This window comes from Ensifer sp. NPDC090286 (assembly GCF_044769565.1).
GTDB lineage: Bacteria > Pseudomonadota > Alphaproteobacteria > Rhizobiales > Rhizobiaceae > Ensifer.
Window position 1 is genome coordinate 167,080 of the sequence record NZ_JBIVYF010000007.1, and the last position, 25,427, is coordinate 192,506.

General features: G+C 63.3%; 24 protein-coding genes, 1 tRNA gene and 1 riboswitch. Of the genes, 18 read left to right on the plus strand and 7 right to left on the minus strand.

Features of this window, described 5'->3' with window-relative positions:
* Window positions 1–199 precede the first annotated feature (199 nt).
* From ACIQUG_RS29735 to ACIQUG_RS29745, 3 genes are read right to left on the minus strand one after another with little or no spacing between them, the layout of a single operon-like run.
* On the minus strand, window positions 200–3,568 hold the full coding sequence (locus ACIQUG_RS29735; protein WP_402325839.1) for an error-prone DNA polymerase: 3,369 nt from the start codon (window positions 3,566–3,568) through the stop codon (window positions 200–202).
* On the minus strand, window positions 3,565–5,148 hold the full coding sequence (locus ACIQUG_RS29740; RefSeq protein WP_402326060.1) for a DNA polymerase Y family protein: 1,584 nt from the start codon (window positions 5,146–5,148) through the stop codon (window positions 3,565–3,567). Before ACIQUG_RS29740 ends, ACIQUG_RS29735 begins: the two co-directional genes overlap by 4 nt.
* Window positions 5,033–5,986 carry an ImuA family protein gene (locus ACIQUG_RS29745; protein WP_402325840.1) on the minus strand — a complete coding sequence of 318 codons (954 nt, stop codon included), beginning with the start codon at window positions 5,984–5,986 and terminating at the stop codon, window positions 5,033–5,035. Before ACIQUG_RS29745 ends, ACIQUG_RS29740 begins: the two co-directional genes overlap by 116 nt.
* A 169-nt stretch (window positions 5,987–6,155) precedes the next feature.
* On the opposite strand from ACIQUG_RS29745, the gene ACIQUG_RS29750 reads away from it, so the two are divergent.
* Complete coding sequence (locus tag ACIQUG_RS29750; RefSeq protein ID WP_043620007.1) at window positions 6,156–6,590, plus strand: metallopeptidase family protein; 435 nt, start codon at window positions 6,156–6,158, stop codon at window positions 6,588–6,590.
* 235 nt (window positions 6,591–6,825) lie between these two features.
* On the opposite strand, the gene ACIQUG_RS29755 is transcribed toward ACIQUG_RS29750, so the two are convergent.
* Both ACIQUG_RS29755 and ACIQUG_RS29760 read right to left on the minus strand, forming a co-directional pair.
* Complete coding sequence (locus ACIQUG_RS29755; protein WP_043620008.1) at window positions 6,826–7,032, minus strand: DUF1737 domain-containing protein; 207 nt, start codon at window positions 7,030–7,032, stop codon at window positions 6,826–6,828.
* Window positions 7,029–7,934, minus strand: a complete 906-nt coding sequence (locus ACIQUG_RS29760; RefSeq protein WP_402325842.1) for an HpcH/HpaI aldolase/citrate lyase family protein — start codon at window positions 7,932–7,934, stop codon at window positions 7,029–7,031. The genes ACIQUG_RS29755 and ACIQUG_RS29760 overlap by 4 nt, the downstream gene beginning before the upstream one ends.
* A 125-nt stretch (window positions 7,935–8,059) precedes the next feature.
* Between ACIQUG_RS29760 and ACIQUG_RS29765 the strand changes: the two genes are divergently transcribed.
* The 9 genes from ACIQUG_RS29765 to ACIQUG_RS29805 all read left to right on the plus strand — a co-directional run bounded on the left by ACIQUG_RS29765 (window position 8,060) and on the right by ACIQUG_RS29805 (window position 15,065).
* Window positions 8,060–8,314: a hypothetical protein gene (locus ACIQUG_RS29765; RefSeq protein ID WP_043620010.1), complete on the plus strand. Its 255-nt coding sequence runs from the start codon at window positions 8,060–8,062 to the stop codon at window positions 8,312–8,314.
* Between the two features lie 209 nt (window positions 8,315–8,523).
* A complete protein-coding gene (locus tag ACIQUG_RS29770; RefSeq protein ID WP_402325844.1) occupies window positions 8,524–8,940 on the plus strand; it encodes a VOC family protein in 417 nt (138 codons plus the stop codon).
* A 155-nt stretch (window positions 8,941–9,095) separates the two neighbouring features.
* Complete coding sequence (gene leuD, locus ACIQUG_RS29775; protein WP_402325846.1) at window positions 9,096–9,701, plus strand: 3-isopropylmalate dehydratase small subunit; 606 nt, start codon at window positions 9,096–9,098, stop codon at window positions 9,699–9,701.
* A gap of 10 nt (window positions 9,702–9,711) precedes the next feature.
* Window positions 9,712–10,092, plus strand: coding sequence for a RidA family protein (locus ACIQUG_RS29780; protein ID WP_402325847.1), 381 nt, complete (start codon window positions 9,712–9,714; stop codon window positions 10,090–10,092).
* A 103-nt stretch (window positions 10,093–10,195) separates the two neighbouring features.
* Complete coding sequence (locus tag ACIQUG_RS29785) at window positions 10,196–11,035, plus strand: AAA family ATPase (RefSeq protein ID WP_402325849.1); 840 nt, start codon at window positions 10,196–10,198, stop codon at window positions 11,033–11,035.
* Complete coding sequence (locus ACIQUG_RS29790; protein ID WP_402325851.1) at window positions 11,032–11,472, plus strand: NUDIX domain-containing protein; 441 nt, start codon at window positions 11,032–11,034, stop codon at window positions 11,470–11,472. The genes ACIQUG_RS29785 and ACIQUG_RS29790 overlap by 4 nt, the downstream gene beginning before the upstream one ends.
* Window positions 11,473–11,596: 124 nt before the next feature.
* Window positions 11,597–11,674: riboswitch (SAM riboswitch) on the plus strand.
* Between the two features lie 61 nt (window positions 11,675–11,735).
* Entirely contained in the window at window positions 11,736–12,662 is a 927-nt protein-coding gene (gene metA, locus ACIQUG_RS29795) for a homoserine O-succinyltransferase (protein WP_043626110.1), read from the plus strand.
* Window positions 12,663–12,668: 6 nt separating this feature from the next.
* Complete coding sequence (locus ACIQUG_RS29800) at window positions 12,669–13,853, plus strand: VWA domain-containing protein (RefSeq protein ID WP_402325852.1); 1,185 nt, start codon at window positions 12,669–12,671, stop codon at window positions 13,851–13,853.
* A 195-nt stretch (window positions 13,854–14,048) separates the two neighbouring features.
* On the plus strand, window positions 14,049–15,065 hold the full coding sequence (locus ACIQUG_RS29805; protein ID WP_402326061.1) for an aldose epimerase family protein: 1,017 nt from the start codon (window positions 14,049–14,051) through the stop codon (window positions 15,063–15,065).
* Between the two features lie 166 nt (window positions 15,066–15,231).
* Here the strand turns inward: ACIQUG_RS29805 and ACIQUG_RS29810 are convergent.
* Window positions 15,232–15,306: transfer RNA gene (locus ACIQUG_RS29810), tRNA-Gly, on the minus strand.
* A 251-nt stretch (window positions 15,307–15,557) separates the two neighbouring features.
* On the opposite strand from ACIQUG_RS29810, the gene ACIQUG_RS29815 reads away from it, so the two are divergent.
* The 4 genes from ACIQUG_RS29815 (at window position 15,558) to ACIQUG_RS29830 (ending at window position 18,172) form a co-directional block, all read left to right on the plus strand.
* Window positions 15,558–16,067: a prolyl-tRNA synthetase associated domain-containing protein gene (locus ACIQUG_RS29815; RefSeq protein ID WP_082006222.1), complete on the plus strand. Its 510-nt coding sequence runs from the start codon at window positions 15,558–15,560 to the stop codon at window positions 16,065–16,067.
* Between the two features lie 58 nt (window positions 16,068–16,125).
* Window positions 16,126–17,100 (plus strand): thioredoxin, encoded by a 975-nt coding sequence (gene trxA / locus ACIQUG_RS29820; RefSeq protein WP_402325853.1) that lies wholly within the window; start codon window positions 16,126–16,128, stop codon window positions 17,098–17,100.
* 192 nt (window positions 17,101–17,292) lie between these two features.
* A complete protein-coding gene (locus tag ACIQUG_RS29825) occupies window positions 17,293–17,973 on the plus strand; it encodes an LON peptidase substrate-binding domain-containing protein (protein ID WP_043626121.1) in 681 nt (226 codons plus the stop codon).
* Window positions 17,974–17,983: 10 nt separating this feature from the next.
* Complete coding sequence (locus ACIQUG_RS29830; RefSeq protein WP_192451013.1) at window positions 17,984–18,172, plus strand: Trm112 family protein; 189 nt, start codon at window positions 17,984–17,986, stop codon at window positions 18,170–18,172.
* Window positions 18,173–18,302: 130 nt separating this feature from the next.
* Here the strand turns inward: ACIQUG_RS29830 and ACIQUG_RS29835 are convergent, their stop codons facing one another.
* The gene (locus ACIQUG_RS29835) at window positions 18,303–19,517 is read right to left on the minus strand and encodes a ubiquinone biosynthesis hydroxylase (RefSeq protein WP_402325855.1); all 1,215 of its coding nucleotides are present in this window, start codon (window positions 19,515–19,517) and stop codon (window positions 18,303–18,305) included.
* 84 nt (window positions 19,518–19,601) lie between these two features.
* Here ACIQUG_RS29835 and tesB point away from each other — a divergent pair, with 84 nt between their 5' ends.
* The 4 genes from tesB to ACIQUG_RS29855 all read left to right on the plus strand — a co-directional run bounded on the left by tesB (window position 19,602) and on the right by ACIQUG_RS29855 (window position 25,336).
* Window positions 19,602–20,486, plus strand: a complete 885-nt coding sequence (gene tesB / locus ACIQUG_RS29840; protein ID WP_043624878.1) for an acyl-CoA thioesterase II — start codon at window positions 19,602–19,604, stop codon at window positions 20,484–20,486.
* 235 nt (window positions 20,487–20,721) lie between these two features.
* Entirely contained in the window at window positions 20,722–21,060 is a 339-nt protein-coding gene (locus tag ACIQUG_RS29845) for a P-II family nitrogen regulator (protein ID WP_034802765.1), read from the plus strand.
* 27 nt (window positions 21,061–21,087) lie between these two features.
* The gene (locus ACIQUG_RS29850) at window positions 21,088–22,443 is read left to right on the plus strand and encodes an ammonium transporter (RefSeq protein WP_043624874.1); all 1,356 of its coding nucleotides are present in this window, start codon (window positions 21,088–21,090) and stop codon (window positions 22,441–22,443) included.
* 235 nt (window positions 22,444–22,678) lie between these two features.
* A complete protein-coding gene (locus tag ACIQUG_RS29855) occupies window positions 22,679–25,336 on the plus strand; it encodes a DNA translocase FtsK 4TM domain-containing protein (protein WP_402325857.1) in 2,658 nt (885 codons plus the stop codon).
* Window positions 25,337–25,427 lie beyond the last annotated feature (91 nt).

A 25,427-nucleotide genomic window follows, 5' to 3' on the forward strand; every position in this document is an offset into this window, starting at 1 on the left:
GCGACTGATCTTGCAAACCCTGAATGGGTCACGAGGCGCGCAGCCTGCGACATTTTTACACACCTCCGATCGCGACCGCGGGAAACCCTGCCCGTGACCTGCGCCGGAAGCACTCCATGGAATCCTTCCGGCGACCCGGCAACGCTTCCCCAGACAGCCCCACTCACTTTGAGAGGCGGCTGAGCCCAGCCGGAGCCTTTCAATGGAAATTGCGCCCCTTCGGCATCACGTCGGCCACCTCGGCTGTCGACCGATCCGGATTGCTGGAATTGCTGCCGGAGTGGCGGGGCATCGGTAGGCGCTGGTCGCCTTGCGCCCGCTTCATGCGCGCGTCACCGGTCGGTCTCAGTGCTTCGTCGGCACGCTCGCTTGCGCCGAACCGCCGCGCCTCCTTACGCAACAGCCCGAGCATCGGCGTGATGTCCTCGATGTGTTCGGCGACTACATGAATGACGCTGCTTTCGCGCTGCAGCCGGCCGCGGATCTTGACCAGACGCGCGCCCATGACCACCGGCCGATAGGTCGCAAACACCTTCGGCCAGACGATCGCATTGGCAACACCGGTCTCGTCCTCGATCGTCATGAAGATGACGCCCTTGGCCGAACCCGGGCGCTGGCGGACGAGCACCAGCCCGGCAACGGTCACCCGCCGCCCGACCGGGGCGGTCGCAAGCATGCGGCTCTGCACGATCCCCTGTGCGGCAAGCGTATCTCTGAGGAAGGAAACCGGATGCGCCTTCAGCGAGAAGGAGAGATAGCGGTAGTCGTTGATCACCTGCTCGCCCGCCAGCATCTCCGGCAGGACCATCGCCGGCTCCGGCCGCAACTCCTCTTTCGCAGCCCCCTCGAAAAGCGGCAGCCGCTCGGCCGCACTCTTTTCATCCAGAGCCTTCACCGCCCAAAGCGCCTCGCGACGATCGTGCCCGATCGAGCGGAAAGCATCCGCGTCGGCAAGCCTTTCGAGCGCTGAACGCGATAGCCCCGACCGCAGCCAGAGATCGCGCACCGTTGCGTAACCGGCGCCCCGGTTGGCGACGAGCTTATCCTCGATCTCCTCCTGCTTCAGCCCCTTGATCGAGCCGAAGCCGAGACGCATCGCTTTCGTCGTCCTGATCACATCCTGCATCTCGCGATGCCGCGGTTCGATGGCGTTTCGATCCAGGCCCCCATCTTCGAGATCGGCATCCCAGACCGAGTGGTTGATGTCGACGGGCAGCACCCGGACTCCATGCTCGCGCGCATCGCGCACCAATTGCCCGGGCGCGTAAAAGCCCATCGGCTGCGAGTTCAGAAGCGCAGCACAGAAGACATCGGGATAATAGGTCTTCAGCCAGCAGGAGACATAGACGAGCAGCGCGAAAGACGCGGCATGGCTTTCTGGAAAGCCGTATTCGCCGAAGCCTTCGATCTGCTTGAAGCAACGCTCGGCGAAGTCCCTGTCATAACCGTTCGTGACCATGCCCTCGATCATCTTCTCGTGGAAGGTATGGATGGTCCCGGTGCGCTTGAAGGTCGCCATCGCACGCCGTAACCGGTCGGCCTCGCTGGGTGAGAAGCCAGCGGCAGTGATGGCGATCTGCATCGCCTGCTCCTGAAAGAGCGGCACGCCAAGCGTCCGTTCCAGAACGAGCTCCAGTTCCTTGCTCGGATACTCGATGGGAATGCCGAGTGCGTGCTGCTCCCGCCGTTTCAGATAGGGATGCACCATGTTGCCCTGGATCGGTCCGGGTCGGACGATCGCCACCTCGATGACGAGGTCATAGAATTTCTTCGGCTTCAGCCGCGGCAACATGCTCATCTGTGCCCGGCTCTCGATCTGGAAGACGCCGATCGTATCGGCCCGGCAGATCATGTCGTAGACGGCGTCCTGATGATCCTTGAAGAGCTGATGCAGGTTCTTCCGCTCGCCGTAATGCCGGTCGAGCAGGTCAAAGGCCCGGGCGATGCAGGTCAGCATGCCGAGCGCCAGAACGTCGATCTTCAGGATCTTCAGCGTGTCGAGGTCGTCCTTGTCCCACTCGATCATGTAGCGGTCGGGCATCGCCGTGTTCATGATCGGCACCACCTCGTCGAGCCGATCGCGGGTCATGACAAAGCCGCCGACATGCTGGGAGAGATGTCGCGGGAAGCTCATCAGTTCGGTGGCGTAGTCGAGCACCTTCACGGTCGTCGGGTCCTTCGTATCGAGACCGGCGGCCTGCGCTTCGCGCTCCGACAGATCGGCGACCGACCAGCCCCAGACCGCGCCGGCAAGCGCCGACTGCACGTCTTCCGAGAACCCGAAAGCCTTGGCGGTCTCGCGGCCGGCGGAACGCGCCCGGTAGCTGATGACGGCGGCCGTCAGCCCCGCATGTTCCTTGCCGTAAGTGCGGTAGATGTGCTGGATCACCTCTTCCCGCTTCTCGTGCTCGAAATCGACGTCGATATCCGGCGGCTCGTCCCGTTCGGTCGAGAGGAAGCGATCGAAAAGCAGGGTGGTCGAAAGCGGATCGACTTCGGTGATCCGCAGGCAATAGCAGACGGTGGAATTGGCCGCCGAGCCGCGACCCTGGCACAGGATATGAGCACTGCGCGCAAACTGCATGATATTGCGCACCGTCAGGAAGTAGGGCTCGTAACGCTTGCTGGCGATCAGTTCGAGCTCGTACTCGATCTGCGTCGACACCTTCTTGGGGATCTCACCGGGATACCGCTCGCGTGCGCCTTCCATGGTCAACCGCCGCAGGGTCTGCGTCGGCGTCTCGCCCGGAATGCTCTCATCCGGATATTGATATTCGAGATCCGACAGCGAGAACTTCAGGCGTCCAAAGAAATGCCCGGTATTGGCAATCGCTTCCGGATAGTCGCGAAAAATGCGCGCCATTTCGGCGGGCGTCTTCAAATGCCGCTCGGCATTAGCGTGCAGCCGATAGCCTGCCGAGGCGATCGTCACATGCTCGCGGATGGCGGTGACGACATCGGCAAGCGGCCGTCGATCGGCGGCATGGAACAGCGGACTGTTGGTGGCGACGAGCTTGACGGAGGCATGGCGGGCAATGGTCGCGAGCCCGGCAAAGGCAAGCTGGTCGAAGCCGTCATAACGCGGCACCAGCGCCAGATAGAGCCGGTCGTCGAAATGCGGTTTCAGCCGCTTGAGGAAATCGGCAAGCAGGGTTGCCTCCGGCGCACCGATGACAGGACCCGGCAGCACCGCAAACAGCAGATCCTCGCCCCATTCGATGAGATCGGCCTCGTAGAGCGTACAGGTGCCCTTCTTGGCCCGCAGGTTTCCGGCACTCAGCATCCGGCAGAGATTGCCCCAGCCGCGGCGGTTTAGGGGATAGGCGAGCACGTCGGGCAGGTCTTCGGCAAAGGAGAGCCGCGCACCGGGCTGAAAGGCTGATTTTTCCACCTTGGCCTGCGCATGGGCGCGCACCACGCCGGCGACCGTGTTGCGATCGGCAATGCCGAGGCCGCCAATACCGAGGCGGCTCGCCGCAACCACCATCTCGCCCGGATGGGAGGCACCTTCGAGGAAGGAGAAATTCGACCAGGCGCCGATCTCGAAATAGGGGGCAACGTCGCTCATGCGAAGACTCCATGCATGAACCAGCGCGGCGGAGCGCTCGCGCCATAATGACCCTCGCGAAACAGCCAGAACCGCCGGCCGCTATCGTCCTCCACTCGGAAGTAATCGCGCTCCAGCGCCGGCTCGCCGTCGAGCCACCATTCGCCGGCGATCCGCTCCGGCCCCTCGGCGCGCGCGATACGGTGCAGCGTGCGCCGCCAGCGAAAGCTTCTCGGCGGCCCCTCCGGCACCTCGGCAACCGCCTCCACCGGCTCGGGACTTGGAAAGAGCCGCTGCGGCCGGGCGGCGGCGGCAAGCAGGGGCGCCGGAATGTTGCCAGCCGATTCCTCAACCTTGCCGATCAGCGCCAGGTCCGTGAGCGGCCGGAAGCTTGCCGCCCGCTCCGGCACGTGGCTTTCCGAGAGCGCCGGCACCATGAGGCTTTCTGCGCCGAACCGCGCCATGACCCGATCGGCGAAGGCGGCAAGCGGACGCACGCGATCCGGCGTGCCGGAGAAATCCTCCTGCATCACCTCGTATTTTTCGCTCTTCGGCACCGAAAGCCGGAGGATTTCAAAGCCGAAGCCGGCATCGAGATCGTCGTGTACCGCCTGCAGGCGCTCGCGGAAAAGACCGGCGACGCGCCGCGGATCGTTGAGCGGCGAGGAGGTACCGGCGGCGATGCGGAAGACCGCACCGTCGACACGAAAGAGCAGAAGCTCGAACAGGCGTCCGCCCTCGCCGCGCTTCTCCAGCTCCGGTTTCAGCCGCAGTGCCAGTTCTTCCGTCAGGCCCAAAATATCGTCTTCACCCTGGACCGGCTCGCCGAGCCGCCGCTCTGCCGAAAGGGCAGCGACCGGCAACCGTGGCGACAGCGGCTCGTCCTCGCGCCCGAGCGCCTGGTCGAGACGCAGAAGCAGGGTTGCGCCGAACCGGCGAGCAAGCGGCGCACGCGGCGCCTCGATGAGGTCGCCGATCTGCTTGAGCCCGACCCGGCCCAGCGTTTCGATCGTTTCCCGCGGCAGCCGGAGTGCTGCCATCGGCAACGGCGCCAGCGCCCGCGCCGCCTCGTCCTCGGCAAGGATAGCGTCGGAGCCGAAACGCGCCACCGCCCAGGAGAGCCCGGCGGACGAGGAGATCGCCGCCCGGGCCTCGACGCCCAGATGGAAAAGGCGAGCGAGCAGATCGTCGAGCAGCGCCTTTTCCCCGCCGAGAAGATGGGCGCAGCCGGTGATGTCGAGAAAGAGGCCGCTGTCGCCATCGAGCGCGACGAGCGGGGTGTAGCGGCTGCACCAGTCCGCCAGCCCTGCAAGCAGAGCCCGGTCGGCGGCGGGATCGGCCGGCAGCACGTCGATCTCGGGACACATGGCCCGCGCTTCGGCGACACCCTGGCCGATATGAAACCCACGCCTTTCAGCAAAACCATCGAGCGCAACGAGACGCATTGCGCTCTTCACCTTGTCGGCGAAGACGACGGGCGGGTGTTCAGGACGCCCGCGGGAAAGCCACGAGTTCCCCCAGCGCTTGCGCGCGACCCGATCGGCCGGAAGATGCGGAAAGGCGAGCGACAGAATGCGCTGGTTGTGGATCTGCCGCAGCAGCGGCTGGTAGGGGCTCGACGGGGTAAAGGCGGCGGTCATGGGGGTTCCACTCCAGGAAGAAGCCGAGCGGCGCAGGAGCCCTGCTCTTCTCGGCAATGACGTGAAAGACGGGATGGCCGATGCTGCCGCGAAGCATCGATCCATCCGGTAGCGGTCGCTCGCGCGCCGGCGCCGGCTCGACGAGAAAGCGAAAGAATGCGCTGCTCGCCTCCTCGTGTCCGGACTGGCGCAGAAGCAGAAGGGGGACGTGGCCGGCGCGCGAGCGCACATGCAGGCGCCGGCTCTCGCTGAGTGCCAGGGCAGCCGAGTTGCCGCGAATTTCGAGAATGACGGCGCAGAAGCTCGGCACGGAAAGTGCGGCCTCGGCGATCCAGAGCGCATCCTTTATCGTGCGCGGCAGGCTGAAGACGAGGCCGCGGACATCGAGGCCAAAGGCCTTCAGACCCAGCCCATAAGGCATGCCCGCCTCGTTGGAAGCCATCGACTGGCTGATCCAGAGAACGGGAGCCGCCGGCTCTCCCTTCTCAAGCCGCGCCCGTTGGCAGAGCACGCCGAGTGCTGCGGCAAAACCGGCGGCCGCACCCGCATCGCGCGTCTCTGCATTGCGGATTTCCGTCATGCCTTCGAGCGGCAGGCCGCCTTCGAGAAGATCGTCCAGATCGGGAACGCCAAGCGCCAGCGCCTTGCGGCCAGGCTCGTCTTCTTCCCGTTGACGGAAGCCGCCGGGATCGGCCGCCTTGGCGGCTCGCACGACGCCCGGAAGCCGACGGTTTTCGATCCTGGCTATGGTTTCTCGGAGCGAAAGTACCGTCTCCCGCTGCACGGCTGTGTCGGCCATGACGGTCAACTCCCATCAGTATGTTCATGTTATGTTCTATTAGATTCCAGAGCTTCCTAAATGAGTCAACAGCCAATTCTAAGAATTTATTCCTGTCCCTGTGGTCAAGGAATTCAACACTCGAAAAACAAAGGCAAAATCGCTATATGGAGGGCAACAAGGAGTGCCTATGGCCCGCATTGACCAGACCGATGATTGGCGGGAACGCCACGCACCGACGCTTACCACTTTCGAGCAACTTGCGCTGGAGGCCTATGGCCACCTGCCGCAGGAATTCCGCCAGCTGACGACCGACCTTGTCATCGAGGTCGCCGACTTCCCGAGCGACGACGTTTTCGAGGACATGGCGCTGGAAACGCCTTTCGACCTGCTCGGCCTCTTCGAAGGCAGTGGCATCAGCGAACGCTTCACCATGGAAACCGGCCAGTTTCCGAACCGCATCACCCTCTATCGCCGCCCGATCATCGACTACTGGGCGGAGAACGAGGAGACGCTCGGCGACATCATCACCCACGTGCTGATCCACGAGATCGGCCACCATTTCGGCCTCTCCGACGACGACATGGAACGGATCGAGGCCAGCGTCGAGCACGTCGGCGGCTGACGCTTCATTTGCCGATCATCGCGCGGTGAGGGCTGCCCCATCCGCCTGCCGGCACCTTATCCCCGCAGGCGGGGCGACGGAAACGCGCGGCACCCGCTCGCCTGCATACCCAATTCCAGAAACGGGCTTCACGTGCCGACTATTCGCGATGACCAAGCGTCCGTCGCGTCCCCTCTCCCTGCCCGCGGGGAGAGGGTTACTCCTCGGGTGAAACCCGAGGAGAGGGCTAAACTGCCTACTGTTCCGACAGCTTGATATCCGGGGTGTAATCCTTGCCCTCGACCTCCTTGACCACCGCCTGACCGCACTGCATGTGCTGCGTATCGGCATTGAAGGCATACGTGGGCGAGCCGTGCAGGCTCCAGCCCTGGTTCAGCGCCGCCGTCACCTTGTGGCAGAAGGTGGCGTCGTCGGGACCGGTCAGGAAGCGGTAGAGTTTCAAGATCTTGTCTTTCGTTGTTCGATGAGGTCCGCCTTGGCGGCAAGCGTTACGGCCTGGTAGAGGTGCAGCCGCTCGACCATGCGTCCGTTGAGATTGATGACGCCCTTGCCGGCATTTTCCGAGAGCGCAAAGGCGGCGATGATCGCGCGGGCCTCGTCGACGGCGATCTGCTCGACGCCGAAGCGCTCGTTCGCCGGGTCGATCTGCGCCGGATGGATCAGCATCTTGCCGTCATAGCCCATGTCGCGGCCCTGCCGGCATTCTTCGTCAAAGGTGGCAGCGTCGCGAAAATCGTTGAACACGGCATCGATGACATCGAGCCCGCCACCACGCGCGGCAAGCAGGATCTGCATCAGCCAGGGGATGAGATAGGGCCGGCCCGGACGATCCGGAACGCCGGTCTCCTTGCGCAGGTCGTTGAGGCCGACGACGAAACAATCGAGCCTGCCGCTGAAGGTGCGGCCGGCCTCGGCGATAAGAGGCGCGTTGATCACTCCGCGCGGCGTCTCGATCATCGCCCAGAGGCGCAACGTCTCCGGCGCATCGTTCTCGTCGAGCCAGTCGGCCGCCGCCTGGATATCCGCTGGGCTTTCGACCTTCGGCAACAGGACGGCGTCGGGATTGGCCACAAGCGCAGCAGCAAGATCGCCCTGGCCATAGTCCGAGCCGATCGCATTGATGCGGATGACGATCTCGCAATCCGGCCGGCTTGTCGTCAGATACTGCACCAGCGCCGCACGCGCTTCCACCTTGCGCTCGGGCGCTACCGCATCCTCGAGATCGAAGATCGCAGCATCCGTCGCAAGTTCCGCGACCTTGGCAAGCGCGCGGGCATTGTCGGCCGGCACGCAAAGCACCGAGCGGCGCAGGCGTACCGGGTGATGTTCGCTCGATTTGTTCATGCTTCAGTTGTGCCCGCCTTTGCCGCGTTCCGCAAGACGAGGCGAACCGCCGCACCCCTTTCGAGGGCCTGCCTCTTGCAAGTCCGAAGGCGAACCCCCACATCGCCATCAGAAAGGTGACGATTATGCAAAGCATTCGCTCTGTTCTCTTTACGGCCGCAGCCCTGACCATCACGTTCGCGGCCTTTGTGCTTACCGCCTCGCTGGCGCTGGCCCTTGCCGGCATCGCCGCCGTCGTCGTGGTCGGCAGCGCCATTGCCACCCGGCTGAACTTCAGGCCAGCCCGCGCCACCGTGCGCCCGGCTGCCGCAGGCCCCGCCCAGGGCCAGCGCGAGATGCGCATCTGGAACGACGGTCGCGGCACGATCATCGACCTCTAATTCCCGGCGGTCGGAAGCGATCCCCAGCGATCTTGGTACCCTGCAATCGGGCCGATCAACGATCGGCTCGAGTCCTGTCGGCGTCCCTTGAAAACTGTCATCCAGCCGGCTGCGATTTTTTTTCGACCCCATGTCGGATCGACCATTCCATGTCCGTCCTTGAAGCAGGCCAGCACGGTCCTGGCTCTTTAAACAGGATGGAGAACGATATGGATACCCAGACGCAGCAGCCGGCACCGGTCCTCAACGGCCTTCTGCCCTATCTTCAGGTCGATGGCGCCGCCAAGGCCTCCGAATTCTACCAGCGCGCCTTTGGCGGCAAGGAAGTGGGCCGGCATCCGCTCGACGAGCAGGGCCGGACGATGCACATCCACCTCTATGTCAACGGTAGCTCGCTGATGCTCGCCGACGCCTATCCGGAATACGGCCATCCCTTGGAAAAGCCGCAAGCCTTCACCCTGACGCTCACCGTCGACGACATCGATGCCTGGTGGGACCGTGCGGTTGCCGCCGGTGCCGAAGTGGTGATGCCGATCGAGGTGATGTTCTGGGGCGACCGCTACGGCCAGCTCCGCGATCCCTTCGGCGTTCTCTGGGCCATGAACAGCCCGGTCAAGGCAGGCTAAGTCCCTGCAGACAATCGAAATCCGGACGAAGCTCTCGCCGGGCGGGCATTTTCACCCACCCGGCGAAGCCTATTTGAACAGATTTTCCTTCATTTCGGCGCAAAACTCATCTAAACGCTAGCGCAACATTCTTCTGAAATCGAAGGCCTGAAGTTATGGAAAAATTCGTCAAGCTCACCGGTGTCGCCGCCCCCCTCCCCGTCGTCAACATCGACACGGACATGATCATTCCGAAGGATTACCTGAAGACGATCAAGCGCACCGGCCTTGGCAAGGGCCTCTTCGCCGAAGCCCGCTACAACGAAGACGGCTCGGTCAACCCGGATTTCGTGCTCAACAAGCCGGCCTACCAGAACGCCAGCATCCTGGTTGCCGGCGACAATTTCGGCTGCGGCTCCTCTCGCGAGCATGCTCCGTGGGCGCTGCTCGACTTCGGCATCCGCTGCGTGATCTCCACGTCCTTTGCCGACATCTTCTACAACAACTGTTTCAAGAACGGCATTCTGCCGATCGTCGTCAGCCAGGCTGACCTCGACAAGCTGATGGACGACGCCTCGCGCGGCTCCAACGCCATCCTCTCGATCGACCTGGAATCCCAGGAAATCACCGGCCCGGACGGCGGCTCGGTCAAGTTCGAGGTCGATGCCTTCAAGCGTCACTGCCTGCTGAACGGCCTCGACGACATCGGCCTGACGCTGGAAAAGGCAACCGCCATCGACAGCTTCGAAAAGACGGTGGGCGCTTCGCGTCCCTGGGCTTAAAGCGAGAAGCATGGCGCGCAAGCTCATCTCCTCGGGTTCGCCCTTCGAAAAGACGGCAGGCTATTCGCGTGCCGTCGCGATGGGCGACTGGTGCTTCGTCTCCGGCACGACCGGCTATGACTACGCCACCATGACCATGCCCGAGACGGTGGAGGAGCAGGCGCGCAATTGCCTGAAGACGATCGAGGGCGCGCTGAAGGAAGCGGGCTTCTCGATGAAGGATGTGGTGCGCAACCACTACTACGTCACCGATGCCAGCTTCGCCGACCGGGTGTTCCCGATCTTCGGCGAAGTCTTCGGCGAGATCCGCCCGACCGCAACGATGATCGTCTGCGACCTGATCCGCCCGGAAATGCTGATCGAGATCGAGGCCACCGCCCTTCGCGGCTGACCCCTTGATCACGCCTGCCCTCAAAACGATTCCGATTTAAGCCATTATGCGATAGTCCATAGGGCATGACTTCGCCTGACTTACGCTGAACCGGAAGACGCCCATGCAATTTCAAGGCACCGCCGACTATATCGCCGACAAGGACCTGATGATCGCCGTCAACGCCGCGATCCGGCTGGAACGGCCCCTGCTGGTCAAAGGCGAGCCCGGCACCGGCAAGACCGAGCTTGCCCGCCAGATCGCCGCCGCCCTTGGCCTCGAACTGATCGAATGGAGCGTCAAGTCAACGACCAAGGCGCAGCAGGGCCTTTACGAATATGACGCCGTGTCGCGGCTTCGCGACAGCCAGCTCGGCGACGAGCGCGTCAACGAGGTCCGGAACTATATCCGCAAGGGCAAGCTCTGGCAGGCCTTCGAGGCGGATCGCCGCGTGGTGCTTCTGATCGACGAGATCGACAAGGCCGACATCGAGTTTCCGAACGACCTCTTGCAGGAGCTCGACCGCATGGAGTTCCATGTCTACGAGACCGGCGAGATGATCGCCGCCCGCCAGCGGCCGATCGTCATCATCACGTCCAACAACGAGAAGGAACTGCCGGACGCGTTTCTGCGCCGCTGCTTCTTCCACTATATCCGCTTCCCCGACGCAGACACGCTCGCCCGCATCGTCGAGGTGCACTATCCCGGCATCCGCAAGACGCTGCTGTCGGCGGCGCTTGCCGCCTTCTACGACATCCGCCAGGTGCCGGGGCTGAAGAAGAAGCCGTCGACATCGGAAGCGCTCGACTGGATCCGCCTGCTCGTCGCCGACGAGGTCGATCCGGCCGATCTCAGGGCCGACGCCAAGACCATGCTGCCGAAGCTGCATGGTGCACTGCTGAAGAACGAGCAGGACGTGCACCTCTTCGAGCGCCTCGCCTTCATGGCCCGCCGCGACGTATGAACCCGGATGCGCACAAGGTCCTGATCTACGCCACCTGGCAGGACCGCCTGCTGGTCTTCGACGAGCCGGATTTCCCCGACATCGCGCTGCAGGTACCCGGCGGCACGATGGAGCCGGGCGAAAGCCCGCAGACATCGGCCTTGCGAGAGTTCGTCGAGGAAACCGGGCTGACGCCGACGGAGGCGCTCACCCATCTCGTCACGCAGGACTACCACTACCCGAAGGACGACAGGACAATATATCATCGGCGACACTATTTTCACGTCGCGCTTACCGGAGAGCAACGGCAGAGCTGGATACATCAGGAAATGACGCCTTTTGGCGGCGGCGAGCCGATCCGCTTCCGCTTCTTCTGGCTCGGCCTCGATGAGGCTGAGCGCCGGCTCGGTTATGGCATGCGGGATGCTCTAAGCCTGCTGCGAACTGTTGGGTGGTAAACGCCAACTGGGAGCAGCAAGGCGCCTCCTCCCGGTCAAAACGGCGAGAAGGTCGCGGCAGCGGGACGAGGGGCCACGACACCCCGAATCGTTTTTCTTGACCCCCGCGGCCCACTCGCGCTATCAAATTCCCCGTGGTGATTTGGCCGGCCGGCTTGCAGCCACGTTAAACAAGTCGCTAAAGGGCCGAGGAAAGTTGGATTTCCGAGGACCGGTCGCGATCAATCGCCGCCGGTTTTTTTGTATTGATCGAGTGGAAGCCCATGCCCATCAAGATTCCCGATACGCTGCCCGCCTTCGAAACCCTCGTGCATGAGGGCGTGCGGGTGATGACCGAGACCGTGGCGATCCGTCAGGATATCCGCCCGCTCCAGATCGGGCTCCTGAACCTCATGCCGAACAAGATCAAGACGGAGATCCAGATGGCGCGCCTGATCGGCGCCTCGCCGCTGCAGGTGGAATTGTCACTGGTGCGCATCGGCGCTCACCGGGCCAAGAACACCTCGGAAGATCACCTGCTCTCCTTCTACGAGACCTGGGAAGAGGTGCAGGGCCGCAAGTTCGACGGCTTCATCATCACCGGCGCGCCGGTCGAGACGCTGGAATACGAGGACGTCACCTATTGGGACGAACTGAAGCGCATCCTCGACTGGACCGAGACCAACGTGCATTCGACGCTCAACGTCTGCTGGGGCGCGATGGCGGCGATCTATCACTTCCACGACGTGCCGAAGTATGCGCTGAAGGAAAAGGCCTTCGGCGTCTACCGCCACCAGAACCTCAATCGCTCCTCCGTCTACCTCAACGGCTTCTCCGACGATTTCGCCGTCCCGGTCTCGCGCTGGACCGAGGTTCGCCGCGCCGACATCGACAAGGTGCCGAGCCTCGAAATCCTGATGGAATCGAAGGAGATGGGCGTCTGCCTGGTGCACGAGAAGAAGGGCAACCGGCTCTACATGTTCAACCACGTGGAGTATGATTCGACCTCGCTGTCGGACGAATACTTCCGCGACGTGGATGCGGGCGTGCCGATCAAGATGCCGCACGACTACTTCCCGCACAACGATTCGACCCTGCCGCCGCAGAACCGCTGGCGCAGTCATGCGCATCTCTTCTTCGGCAACTGGATCAACGAGATGTACCAGACGACGCCGTATGATGTCGCGGAGATCGGCGCCGGGAAAAGCTGAGGTCAGATGTTCATTCCCTTCTTCCTCGAACTCAAGGCGGCGAAGGTCCCGGTCACGCTCCGGGAATTCCTGTCCTTGATCGAGGGGATGGAGGCGGGCATCGCCACCTTCGACGTCGAGGCCTTCTACTATCTGGCGCGCACGGCACTGGTGAAGGACGAGCGCCATATCGACCGCTTCGACCGGGTGTTCCAGCATTGCTTTTCCGGTCTTGAAGCCGTCAACCCGATGGAGGCGGGCGAAGAGGCCGTCATCCCCGAGGACTGGCTGCGCAAGCTCGCAGAGAAGCATCTGAGCGAGGAAGAAAAACGCCTGATCGAGGCGCTTGGCGGCTTCGACAAGCTGATGGAGACCTTGCGCCAGCGGCTGCAGGAACAAAAGGGCCGGCACCAGGGCGGCTCGAAATGGATCGGCACCGCCGGCACCTCGCCCTTCGGCGCCTATGGCTACAATCCCGAGGGGGTGAGGATCGGCCAGGACCAGTCGCGCCACCGCCGCGCCGTCAAGGTCTGGGACCGGCGCGAGTTCAAGGACTACGACGATACGGTCGAACTCGGCACGCGCAACATCAAGGTGGCGCTGAAGCGCCTGAGGCGCTGGGTGCGCCAGGGTGCTGCCGACGAGCTTGATCTCGGTGGCACGATCCGCGCCACCGCCGAACACGGCTATCTCGACGTGGTGACAAGGCCCGAGCGTCGCAATGCCGTGAAGCTCCTGATGTTCTTCGACATCGGCGGCTCGATGGACGATCATATCCGCATCGTCGAAGAGCTGTTTTCAGCGGCCCGCAGCGAGTTCCGCCACATGGAGCATTTCTACTTCCACAACTGCGTCTACGAGGGCCTGTGGAAGGACAATCGCCGCCGGCGCGTCGATATCACCCGGACGACCGAAGTGCTACGCACCTATGGCGGCGACTACTGCGCGATCTTCGTCGGCGACGCCTCGATGAGCCCGTATGAGATCAGCCACCCTGGCGGCTCGGTCGAGCACTGGAACGACGAGGCAGGCGCCCTCTGGCTCTCGCGTCTGACGGCGCATTTTCCGCGCTCGATCTGGATCAACCCCGTGCCCGAACAGCACTGGAGTTACACCCAATCGATCGGCATGGTGAAGAGCCTGTTCGAGGGGCGGATGTTTCCATTGACGCTCGCCGGCCTGCAGGATGCGACCAAGCAGCTGTCGCGTTGAACGCGCCACGAAAATCTTGAGCGCCGTGTGCCTTTGAACAGCCGCCACGGTCGCCGTAGCGCTTTGAATGGCTTGCATGTTTTCGTACCCGCACCAGAGACGATTTAACGGCACATGCAGTGAGAATTCCAGTTGCCGCGCTCTTTGAAATGACGCAGGTTGCTGCGATCGCGAAGAGGGGAGTAAGCGGTGAACATGCATCAGAACACGGAAATCTTCGGCCACCTGCCATCCGGCGAGCTGGTCCATCGTGTGGTGCTTTCCGGTGGCGGCCTCACCGCGCATGTGCTCACCTGGGGTTCGGTGATCCAGGACCTGCGCTTGGAAGGCCACGAGCCGCCGCTGGTGCTCGGCTTCACCGATCTCGAAAGCTATCTCGCCCATTCGCCCTATCTCGGCGCCACGCCCGGCCGTTGCGCCAATCGCATCGGCAACGGCCGCTTCACGCTCGATGGCGAGGCCTACCAGCTCGAATTGAACGAGAAGGGCGTCACGCATCTGCACGGTGGCAGTGACAATATCGGCAAGCGCAACTGGACGATCGTTCGGCACACGCCCGACAGCGTCACGCTCGCCATTACCGACCCGGATGGTCGCGCCGGCTATCCCGGCAATTGCAAGGTTACCTGCACCTACCAGCTAAAGCCCGGCGGGATCTTAAGCGTCGTCTACGAAAGCGAAACCGACCGAGCGACGCTCGCGAATGTCTGCCAGCACAGCTATTTCAATCTCGACGGCAGCGCCGACGCCCTCGGCCACGACATCATGATCGCCGCCGACCACTATCTGCCAACCACCGAACGCCAGGTGCCGACGGGTGAGATCCTTGCCGTCGAAGGCACCGCCTTCGATCTCAGGGAGATGACGCGGCTCAGCCGCCAGACCGAAGGCGAGCGCGTCGCCTACGATCATAATTTCTGCCTTTCGAACGAACGCATGGCGAAACATTCGGTGGCGCTTGCCCGCAGCATCGATTCGGGCGTCACGATGGAAGTGCTGACGACCGAGCCCGGCGTGCAGCTCTATACCGGCGCCAAGCTGAACATTCCCGTCCCCGGTCTCGAGGGACGCCGCTATGGCCCGTTTGCCGGCTTCTGCCTGGAAACCCAGGTCTGGCCGGACGCGATCAACCATCCCGGCTTCCCGAACGCGGTGCTGCGTCCCGGCGAGACCCGCCGGCAGGAAACGGACTACGTGTTCATGAAGAGCTGAGCGCGAAAGCGCCAGCCGGCTTCACCAACAAAGGCAAAACGCAAAGGAGCCGTCTCGGCGGTCCGAACCACATGGTACGGACTCGCACTAACGGCGCATGCAATGCCTGATGGCAAATGCCGTTTCATTCCAGAAATGGCTGTGAAATGAAGTGGTTGGGAGAAATTGGAGCGGGTGAGGCGATTCGAACGCCCGACCCCAACCTTGGCAAGGTTGTGCTCTACCCCTGAGCTACACCCGCTCATCATCCAAGGTCCGGGGGTAGTCGGTGGACCGTGGCGTCGGCGCTGTCTTGCGGCGACGGGCGGTATATGGCCTAAGCGATTTTGGAATGCAACAGGGAAATGACGAGAAATCGAATATTTTTTGGGAGACCCCTCGCAAAGCCCGGAAATGCCGCGTTTTCGGCTGGCCTCGCCGCCTGTGAGATTGCGTCCTGACGGGCTTCTCCCCTAAAGCTGAGACGAAACGAGTGCCCAAGGGATGAGAATCATGCGTGAATCACAGCCGAAAACCGCCGAAGACCTCTTCAATTTTCTCGATGGACTTGGAATCGAGCATAAGACGAAGACCCACGCACCGGTTTTCACCGTGGCTGAATCGGTGGCGCTTCGCGACGAGATGCCCGGCGGTCACACGAAGAACCTCTTCGTGAAGGACAAAAAGGACAATTATTTCCTGCTGACCGTCGAGGAGCACGCGACGGTGGACCTGAAGACGGTGCACCAGGTGATCGGCGCGGCCAGCAAGGTGTCCTTCGGCAAGCCGGAGAAGCTGATGGAATATCTCGGCGTCATTCCGGGTGCGGTGACCGCCTTCGGCGCGATCAACGACACCGGGGGCAACGTCAAGGTCATCCTCGACGAAGCGCTGATGACGTTCGATATCGTCAACTGCCATCCGCTTTCCAACGACGCCACGACCGCGATCGCTTCAAAGGATCTTCTGCGCTTCATGGAAGCGACCGGACACGAACCGCTTGTCTTGAAAGTCACGGCCTGACATACGATCTTTGGCGCGAATGCAGTAAGCTGGCGGACGAGCCGGCGAGGAGAGAAGAATGACGGGCAGCGACAATCCCTATGCAGGGTCTTTCGGCACTCAGATGACGGCCTCGGCCTCCTTCGGCCAGCCGGCGCCGGCGGCCGCGTCGGGCGGCGACCTGATCAAGGAAACCACCACTGCCAACTTCACCAAGGACGTGCTCGAAGCCTCCAGGCAGCAGCCGGTTCTCGTCGATTTCTGGGCGCCCTGGTGCGGTCCCTGCAAGCAGCTGACCCCCGTCATCGAAAAGGTGGTCACGGAAGCCGCAGGCCGCGTCAAGCTCGTCAAGATGAACATCGACGATCATCCCTCGATCGCCGGCCAGCTCGGCATCCAGTCGATCCCCGCCGTCATCGCCTTCGTCGGCGGCCGCCCGGTCGACGGCTTCATGGGTGCGGTACCGGAAAGCCAGATCAAGCAGTTCATTGAAAAGATCGCCGGCCCCGCCGTCGACGACAGCAAGGCCGAGATCGAAGCGGTTCTCGCCGACGCAAAGGCGCTGATCGATGCTGGCGACGCCGAGAACGCCGCCGGCCTCTATGGCGCCGTGCTGCAGGCCGATCCCGAAAACGTCATTGCGATTGCCGGCATGGTCGATTGCATGATCGCGCTCGGCCAGCTCGCCGAAGCCCGCGAGGCGCTGTCCAGCCTGCCGGAAGATCTTGCCAAGGACGCCGGCATTGCCGCCCTCGGCAAGAAGCTCGACCAGATCGAGGAAGCCCGCAAGCTCGGCGATCCGAACGAATTCGAACGGCGCCTCGCCGCAAACCCCGATGATCACGAGGCGCGCGTGCTGCTCGCCAAGATCCGCAACGTCGAGGGCGACCGGATGGCTGCGGCCGACCATCTGCTCACGATCATGAAGCGCGACCGGGCTTACGACGACGACGGCGCGCGGCGCGAGCTGCTTTCCTTCTTCGAGGTCTGGGGCCCGAAGGATCCGGCAACCATCGCTGCCCGGCGCAAGCTCTCGTCGATCCTGTTCTCCTGAACCGGCAGACATGTTTTTTGAAAGGGGCGCGTCGGCGCCCCTTTTCGTAAGCGGATTCGATCACGATCCATCTTCACCTGTGAAGATCGACAGGCTCGTCCCTTGAGATTTTCAAGCAGCGCACCATCTTTTGATCTGGTTGACCGCGCTTCCTTGGCGGGGCAAAGCGAATACCGGCAGGGTCTATCGGAAATGCACGTCGGAAATGCACGCTATCTCGGTCCGAAGGACTTGCCGGAGATCATTCCGGTGTTTCCGTTGACCGGTGCCTTGCTGCTTCCCGGCGCCCAGCTTCCCCTCAACATATTCGAGCCGCGCTACCTCGCCATGCTCGACGACGCGCTTTCCGGCAACCGGCTGATCGGCATCGTGCAACCGTCCTTCTGCGAAGGTCGCAACGACACCGCCACAGGCCCGATGCAGGCGCTCTGCGAGGTCGGCTGCATCGGCCGCATCACCTCCTTTGCCGAGACCGGCGACGGCCGCTACATCACCTCGCTGACGGGCGTGTGCCGCTACCGGCTGTTTTCGGAAGTCGGCGCCACCCGCGGCTACCGCCGCTTCCGCATCGGCCCCTTTGCCGCCGACCTCGAAAATCGCGACGACGAGACCCTCGTCGACCGGGCAGCACTGCTGGCCGCCTTCAAGGCCTATCTCGAAGCCAACAAGCTGAAGGCCGATTGGGAAAGCGTCGAGCGCGCGAGCAACCGCACGCTGGTCAATTCCATGGCGATGATGTCGCCCTATGGTCCGGCGGAGAAACAGGCGCTGCTCGAAGCGCCCGATCTCAAGACCCGTGCCGAAACCCTGATCGCCATCACCGAGATCGTGCTCGCGCGCGACTTCGGCGATATGGACAGCATTTTGCAGTGAGCGACGGACAATGGATATCAACGCCAGCAAGGTCGATCCGAAACTGCTCGAACTGCTCGTCTGCCCGCTGACCAAGGGGCGCCTCAGCTATCACGCCGAAGCGGGCGAGCTGATCTCGGAAAAGGCCCGCCTCGCCTATCCGATCCGCGACGGCGTGCCGATCATGCTGATCTCGGAAGCCCGCAAGATCGAGGATTGAGGGCCGAGTCGGCCCCTCGAACGTCGCGTTTCAGCTGCCCCTCATCCGGCCGGCCACTCCCCCCTTGCAGGGAGAGGGCCAGTACTCAGGTTAAACCCGAGGAGAGGGTCAAACTCCAAACCACACAAGCCTAGATCGGCTGGCCAGACAGCAGCCGCGGATCCGCGTCTCCGGCAATACCGGCCGCCTGGCGGATAAAGAAGCTTTTCAGCGAAGGCATGCGATCGACGAGGCCGAGGCCGAAATCGCGGGCGATCCTGACCGGGGTGATGTCGTTGGAAAACAGCCGGTTGAGCACGTCGGTCGTCACACCCATGCGGAACGTGTCGAAACGCCGCCAGCTCTGGTAGCGCTCAAGCACCGCGAGTGAGCCGATGTCGAGCCCGAGACGGTCCGCCTCGACGATGGTCTCGGCCAACGCTGCCACGTCCTTGAAGCCGAGATTGAGCCCCTGCCCCGAGATCGGGTGGATGCCATGGGCCGCGTCGCCGGCAAGCGCGAAGCGCGGCTTGACGAAATCACGGGCAAGCGTCAGCCCGAGCGGAAATGCCCGCCTGCCGCCGACCACCTTCAGGTGCCCGAGCTTGTGGCCGAAGCGCCGCTCCAGTTCTTCCTCGAACAGGAAATCGTCGCCCTTGACCAGGCGTTCGGCGTCCTCGGTGCGCTCGGTCCAGACCAGCGACGAACGGTTGTTCTTGAGCGGCAGGGTGGCAAACGGCCCGGCCGGCAGGAAGTGCTCCTCCGCCGTGCCCTCGTGCGGCCGCTCGTGCTCGACGGTCGTGACGATGCCGGACTGGCCATAGTCGAACTCGACGGTCTTGATGCCTGCGGCATCGCGCAGCTTCGAGCGCACGCCGTCGCAGGCGACCAGAAGACGGGCCTGCAGCTCTTCACCACCGGCAAGCGTCACGGCCACCGCATGGTCGCCGCTCTTGAAGCTCTCGACCATGGTCGACTGGCGATTGACGACGACGAGCGCCTCGCAGGCGCGGCGCAGTGCACCGACCATCGCCGTGTTCGGCACCATATGGGCGAAGGGACGTCCCTCGCCGCCGTCGCCGTCGAAGGTCAGGAACACGGGGCGCACCGGATCGGCCGCCTTCGAATCGGTGATCACCATGCGGCGGATCGGCTCGGCCTCCGGCGCGATCTCATCCCAGACGCCGAGCACGTCGAGCATGCGCTCGGCCGCGGACGCAACGGCGGAAGCGCGCTGGTCCTTTTTCCAGGCATCTTCCGGCGCGCCGTCGATCACCATCACGTCGAGATGCGGCGCCGCCTTCTTCAAGGACACCGCGAGCGAAAGGCCGACATAGCCGCCACCGGCAATCAAGACATCGAGCATCGGCTTTCTCCGTCGCACTTGAGCATCGTTTTATGTCTATATAGATCAATGCCATCGACGTTCCTACCATCGGAGAAAGCCGAAATGTCGCGCCCCACCGAGACCGCCACCCCCATGGATGCGCTGCTGGCCATTCTCGATCTCGAAAAACTCGAGGAAAATCTGTTTCGGGGATTGAGCCCGCAGGTCGGCTGGCAGCGGGTCTTCGGCGGCCAGGTGATCGGCCAGGCACTGGTCGCCGCCCAGCGCACCGTGGATGCGGACCGCTTCGTCCACTCGCTGCACGCCTATTTCATGCGGCCAGGCGACCCGTCGGTGCCGATCATCTATGAAGTCGACCGCATCCGCGACGGTACGAGCTTCGCCACCCGCCGGGTCGTCGCCATCCAGCATGGCAAGGCGATCTTCTCGATGTCCGCCTCTTTCCAGTACGACGAGGACGGTTTCGACCACCAGATCGACATGCCTGATCTCGCCATGCCCGAGACGCTGCCGGGCGAGCAGGAACTGAAGGAAAAGTTCCTCGTTCATGCGCCCGAAGCGATCCGGCGTTACTGGGAACGGCCGCGGCCGATCGAGATCCGCCCGGCTTCGTTTCACCACTATTTCACCCGCGACGACGGCAAACCGATCCAGGATGTCTGGGTCAAGGCGGTGGGCACCGTTCCGGACGAGCGCCATATCCAGGCGGCGATCCTTGCCTATCTCTCCGACATGACGTTGCTCGACACCTCGCTTTATGCCCACGGCACTTCGGTCTTCGACCGCAACCTGCAGGTCGCAAGCCTCGACCATGCCATGTGGTTCCACCGCCCCTGCAAGATGGACGACTGGCTGCTCTATACCCAGGACAGTCCGAGTGCACATGGTGCCCGCGGGATGACCAGAGGCAGCCTTTTTACGCGTTCCGGCGTACTGATCGCCTCCGTCGCCCAGGAAGGGCTGATCCGGAAAAAGGCATCTGAATAGGAAATAAGCAGAAGTTTCATTCTGCCTATTTTTTAATCTTCTAAAGTGCCGATTTTTTGATGCGCCGCAGCATTCGTGCTGCGGCTTTCTTTTTTTCTATTTCTTTTCATCCACTTAAGACAGCCATCCGAATCTGGCACGCCCCTTGAATGTCATGGTTCGGTTGCACGGCGCTTGGGGCGCTCCGCAGCAAGGAGAGACGGCCTCCGCCGGAGGCGAACAAGGATGAAACCAGATGAAAATTGTGATGGCCATTATCAAGCCGTTCAAGCTCGATGAGGTTCGCGAAGCCCTCACTGCTGTCGGCATCCAGGGCCTGACCGTGACCGAAGTCAAAGGCTACGGCCGCCAGAAGGGACATACCGAAATCTACCGCGGCACCGAATATGCCGTGAGCTTCCTGCCGAAACTGAAGGTCGAGATCGCCGTCCCTTCGGAGCTCGTCGACAAGGCCGTTGAAGCGATCGCCGCAGCCGCCAAGACCGGCCAGATCGGCGACGGCAAGATCTTCGTCTACGCCATTGACCATGCCGTGCGCATCCGCACCGGCGAAACCGATTCAGAAGCGTTGTAAATCACGCCGTTCAGGGAGCACTTCTCGATGTCATCCAGCAAACTTACCACCTCTCTTGGACGCCTCGGCGCACTCGGCGCCGCCTTGCTTGCGCCGGCCATCGCCTTCGCACAGGAAGCAGCTCCGGCTGCAGCCGCCGCAGCGCCGGTCCCGGACAAGGCCGATACCGCCTTCATGTTCTTCTCGACGCTTCTCGTCTTCTTCATGCTGATCCCCGGCCTCGCACTCTTCTACGGCGGCCTCGTGCGCGCCAAGAACATGCTGTCGGTGCTGATGCAGTGCACCGTGATCGGCGCGGCGATGATGATCGTCTGGGTCGTCTACGGCTACTCCTTCGCCTTCGGCGGCTCGACCAGCCCCTATTTCGGCGGTTTCGCCAAGATGTTCCTTGCCGGCGTCACCGGTGAGAGCACGGCGGCAACCTTCTCCGAAGGCGTCGTCATTCCGGAATACATCTTCATGCTGTTCCAGATGACCTTCGCGGCGCTGACGCCGGCGCTCATCGTCGGCGCGTTTGCCGAACGCATCAAGTTCTCGGCCGCAGTGCTCTTCTCCATCCTCTGGGCCACCTTCGTCTACTTCCCGATCGCCCACATGGTCTGGGACAGCAACGGCCTGCTCTTCGGCATGGGTGCCCTCGACTTTGCCGGCGGCACCGTCGTTCACATCAATGCCGGCGTTGCGGGCCTGATCGGCGCGATCATGGTCGGCAAGCGCACCGGCTACGGCCGTGACATGATGGCACCGCACTCGATGACGCTGACGCTGGTCGGTGCTGCCATGCTCTGGTTCGGCTGGTTCGGCTTCAACGCCGGCTCCAACCTCGAAGCCTCGGGCGGCGCGGTTCTCGCAACCGTCAACACCTTCCTTGCAACCGCAGCCGCAGTCCTCTCCTGGTCGGTTGTCGAAACCATCACCCGCGGCAAGGCCTCGATGCTGGGTGCAGCCTCGGGCATGATCGCCGGCCTCGTCGCCATCACGCCGGCCGCCGGCATTGCCGGCCCGATGGGCGCGATCGTCATGGGCGTGCTCGTCTCGCCGCTTTGCTACTTCTTCGTCTCGGTCGTGAAGAACAAGTTCCACTATGACGACACCGCAGACGTCTTCGGCGTCCACGGCGTCGGCGGCTTCTTCGGTGCGCTTGCGACCGGCATCTTCGCCTCCTCGTCGCTCGGCGGCATCGGTTATGCCGACGGCGTCACCATGGGCGGCCAGTTCATGACCCAGCTGACCGCGGTTGCCATCACCATCGTCTGGTGCGGCGTCGTCTCGGTCATCCTCTACAAGCTGGTGGACTCGATCGTCGGCCTGCGCGTCTCCGTCGAAGCCGAACGCGAGGGCCTCGACCTCTCGTCGCACGGCGAAGCCGCCTACCACAGCTAAGCGGATCGCGGCGCCGGCAGTCCGGCGCCGTCTACAGTCCCGTCGCGATCCGCCCCACGCGGATCGCTCTTGGCCCGGATCGGAAGCTCCGGGCCTTTTTCGTGCCGATCGGTCCGGCTGCGACTGCTATTTTAGCGCCAACTACGCATGGTTAATGTCGCATTAACCGTACACCGCTTAGGTTGATTCCATGGCGCGCAATGCGCCGTGAAGATCGAGACGGGCAGCAGGCAACATGAGCAGAAGCAATCCGGCAGCGCTTGACAGCCGTTCCAACCGGTTCGTGCTAACCACCTTCGTTTGGCGACAGATCGCGTCGCTGGCGGGCTTTGCGCTGTTCGGCGCATTGGCGCTGGCCGTCGCAGCGCTCTCAACGTGGAATGTCGCCGATCCAAGCTTCTCCTACGCCACGTCACAAGCGCCGACCAACGTGCTTGGTTACACCGGCGCTGCCTTTGCCGACATCTTCATGCAGTTCTTCGGGCTGGCCAGCGTCGTCGCCCTCCTGCCGGCCGTCGCCTGGGCTCTGGTGCTGATCGGCGGCAAACGTTTCGACAAAGTCTTCAAGCGCATCGGTCTCTGGTTCGTCGGTTCCGTTCTTGCCGGTGCAGCACTCAGCTGCGTTCCCGCCCCCATCACCTGGCCGCTGCCCAACGGCCTCGGCGGCGTCTTCGGCGACATGATCCTGCGTTTCCCGGCGCTCTTTACCGGCGCCTTCCCGACCGGCACGCTTGCGACCATTCTTGCCTGTATCTTCGCCGTTCCCGCCGCCTGGTGCCTGGTCTATAGCGCCGGCCTGATCGGCGTCAGCGACGAGGAGGAGGAAGAGGAAATCGCCGAGCCGACGCCGAGCAAGGCGCGCACCGTGCGCGACGAGCTGGACGAGGACGACAGCGAAGGCCCCTTCACCCTGCTGATGGGCTCCTTTGCCCATATGCGCTACACCATGCACGCGCGCATGCGCCGCATCTTCGGCATGAGCGGCACCCGCGCCACGCCCAAGCGCCAGTACGACGAGCCCTATGATTTCAACAACGACGAGTTCGGCACGCTGAACGAGCCCGCCCGGCCGAAGCCGATGGCCGCCGGCGACCGCATCGAGCCCTCGCTCGACCGCTCCGAGCGCCGCATCCTCACCCCGCCGCCGATCATGGCCGACGACGAGGATGACGACATGCCCTTCGACATCGACGAGCGCCGCCCCGCCGGCATTCTGCCCGACGACGAAGACTACGATCCGGCTGCCGACTGGGCACCGAAGGCGGCACCGCCGAAGCAGGGCCTGCCCAAGGGCGGCTCGCGCGTCGTCACGCCTGGTCCCCGCCCGAAGACCGGCCAGCGGATCGAACGCGAAGCCCAGCGCTCCTTCGTCGAAGACAACGACGGCGACTTCACGCTGCCGCCGATGCATTTCCTAGCCGAGCCGAAGAATGTCAGCCGCGACGCCTCGCTCTCGCCCGATGCGCTCGAGCAGAACGCCCGCATGCTCGAAGGCGTGCTTGAAGACTTCGGCGTCAAGGGCGAGATCATCCACGTTCGCCCCGGCCCGGTCGTTACACTCTACGAACTGGAACCAGCGCCCGGCATCAAGTCCTCCCGCGTCATCGGCCTTGCCGACGACATCGCCCGCTCGATGAGCGCGATCGCGGCCCGCGTCGCCGTCGTTCCCGGCCGCAATGCCATCGGCATCGAACTGCCGAACCAGCGGCGCGAAACCGTCTATCTGCGCGAACTCATCGGCTCGCGCGACTTCGAGACCTCCAAGGCCCGTCTTGCCATGGCGCTCGGCAAGACGATCGGCGGCGAGCCCGTCGTTGCCGATCTCGCCAAGATGCCGCATCTGCTCGTCGCCGGTACCACCGGCTCCGGCAAATCGGTCGCGATCAACACCATGATCCTGTCGCTGCTCTATCGGCTGAGCCCCGATCAGTGCCGCCTGATCATGATCGACCCGAAGATGCTCGAACTCTCCGTCTATGACGGTATCCCGCACCTGCTTTCGCCGGTCGTGACCGACCCCAAGAAGGCGGTCGTCGCACTGAAGTGGACGGTGCGCGAGATGGAAGAGCGCTACAAGAAGATGTCGAAGATCGGCGTGCGCAACATCGACGGCTTCAACAGCCGCGTCGAACAGGCGCTTGCCAAGGGCGAACAGATCACCCGCACGGTGCAGACAGGCTTCGACCGCCAGACCGGCGAAGCCATGTATGAGACGGAAGAATTCGATCTGGCGCCGATGCCCTACATCGTCGTCATCATCGACGAAATGGCCGACCTGATGATGGTCGCCGGCAAGGACATCGAAGGCGCCGTGCAGCGGCTCGCGCAGATGGCCCGCGCCGCCGGCATCCACGTCATCATGGCGACGCAGCGCCCCTCGGTCGACGTCATCACCGGGACGATCAAGGCGAACTTCCCGACGCGCATCTCGTTCCAGGTGACCTCGAAGATCGACAGCCGCACCATCCTTGGCGAGCAGGGCGCCGAACAGCTGCTCGGCATGGGCGACATGCTCTACATGGCCGGTGGCGGCCGCATCCAGCGCGTCCACGGCCCCTTCGTCTCCGACACCGAGGTCGAAGAGGTTGTCGCTTATCTGAAGACGCAAGGCGTGCCGCAATATCTCGATGCCATCACCGAGGATGACGACGAGGATGGCGAGGGCGGCGGCCCGGCCGGCACCTCCAATCTCGCCGATTCCGACGATCCCTACGACCAGGCGGTCGCCGTCGTTCTGCGCGACGGCAAGGCCTCCACGTCCTACGTGCAGCGTCGCCTCGGCATCGGTTACAATCGTGCCGCATCGCTGATCGAGCGCATGGAGCAGGAAGGCATCATCGGCCCGGCGAACCACGCCGGCAAGCGCGAGATCCTCGTTCCGACCGAAGAGTAAGCCAGCGGCCGGCAAGGCGATTCCAGCAGATTCGCGTCAAGCGAAGGCATTGAAAGAAAAGACGCCCGGCGGATGCGGGCAGAGGCCCCGC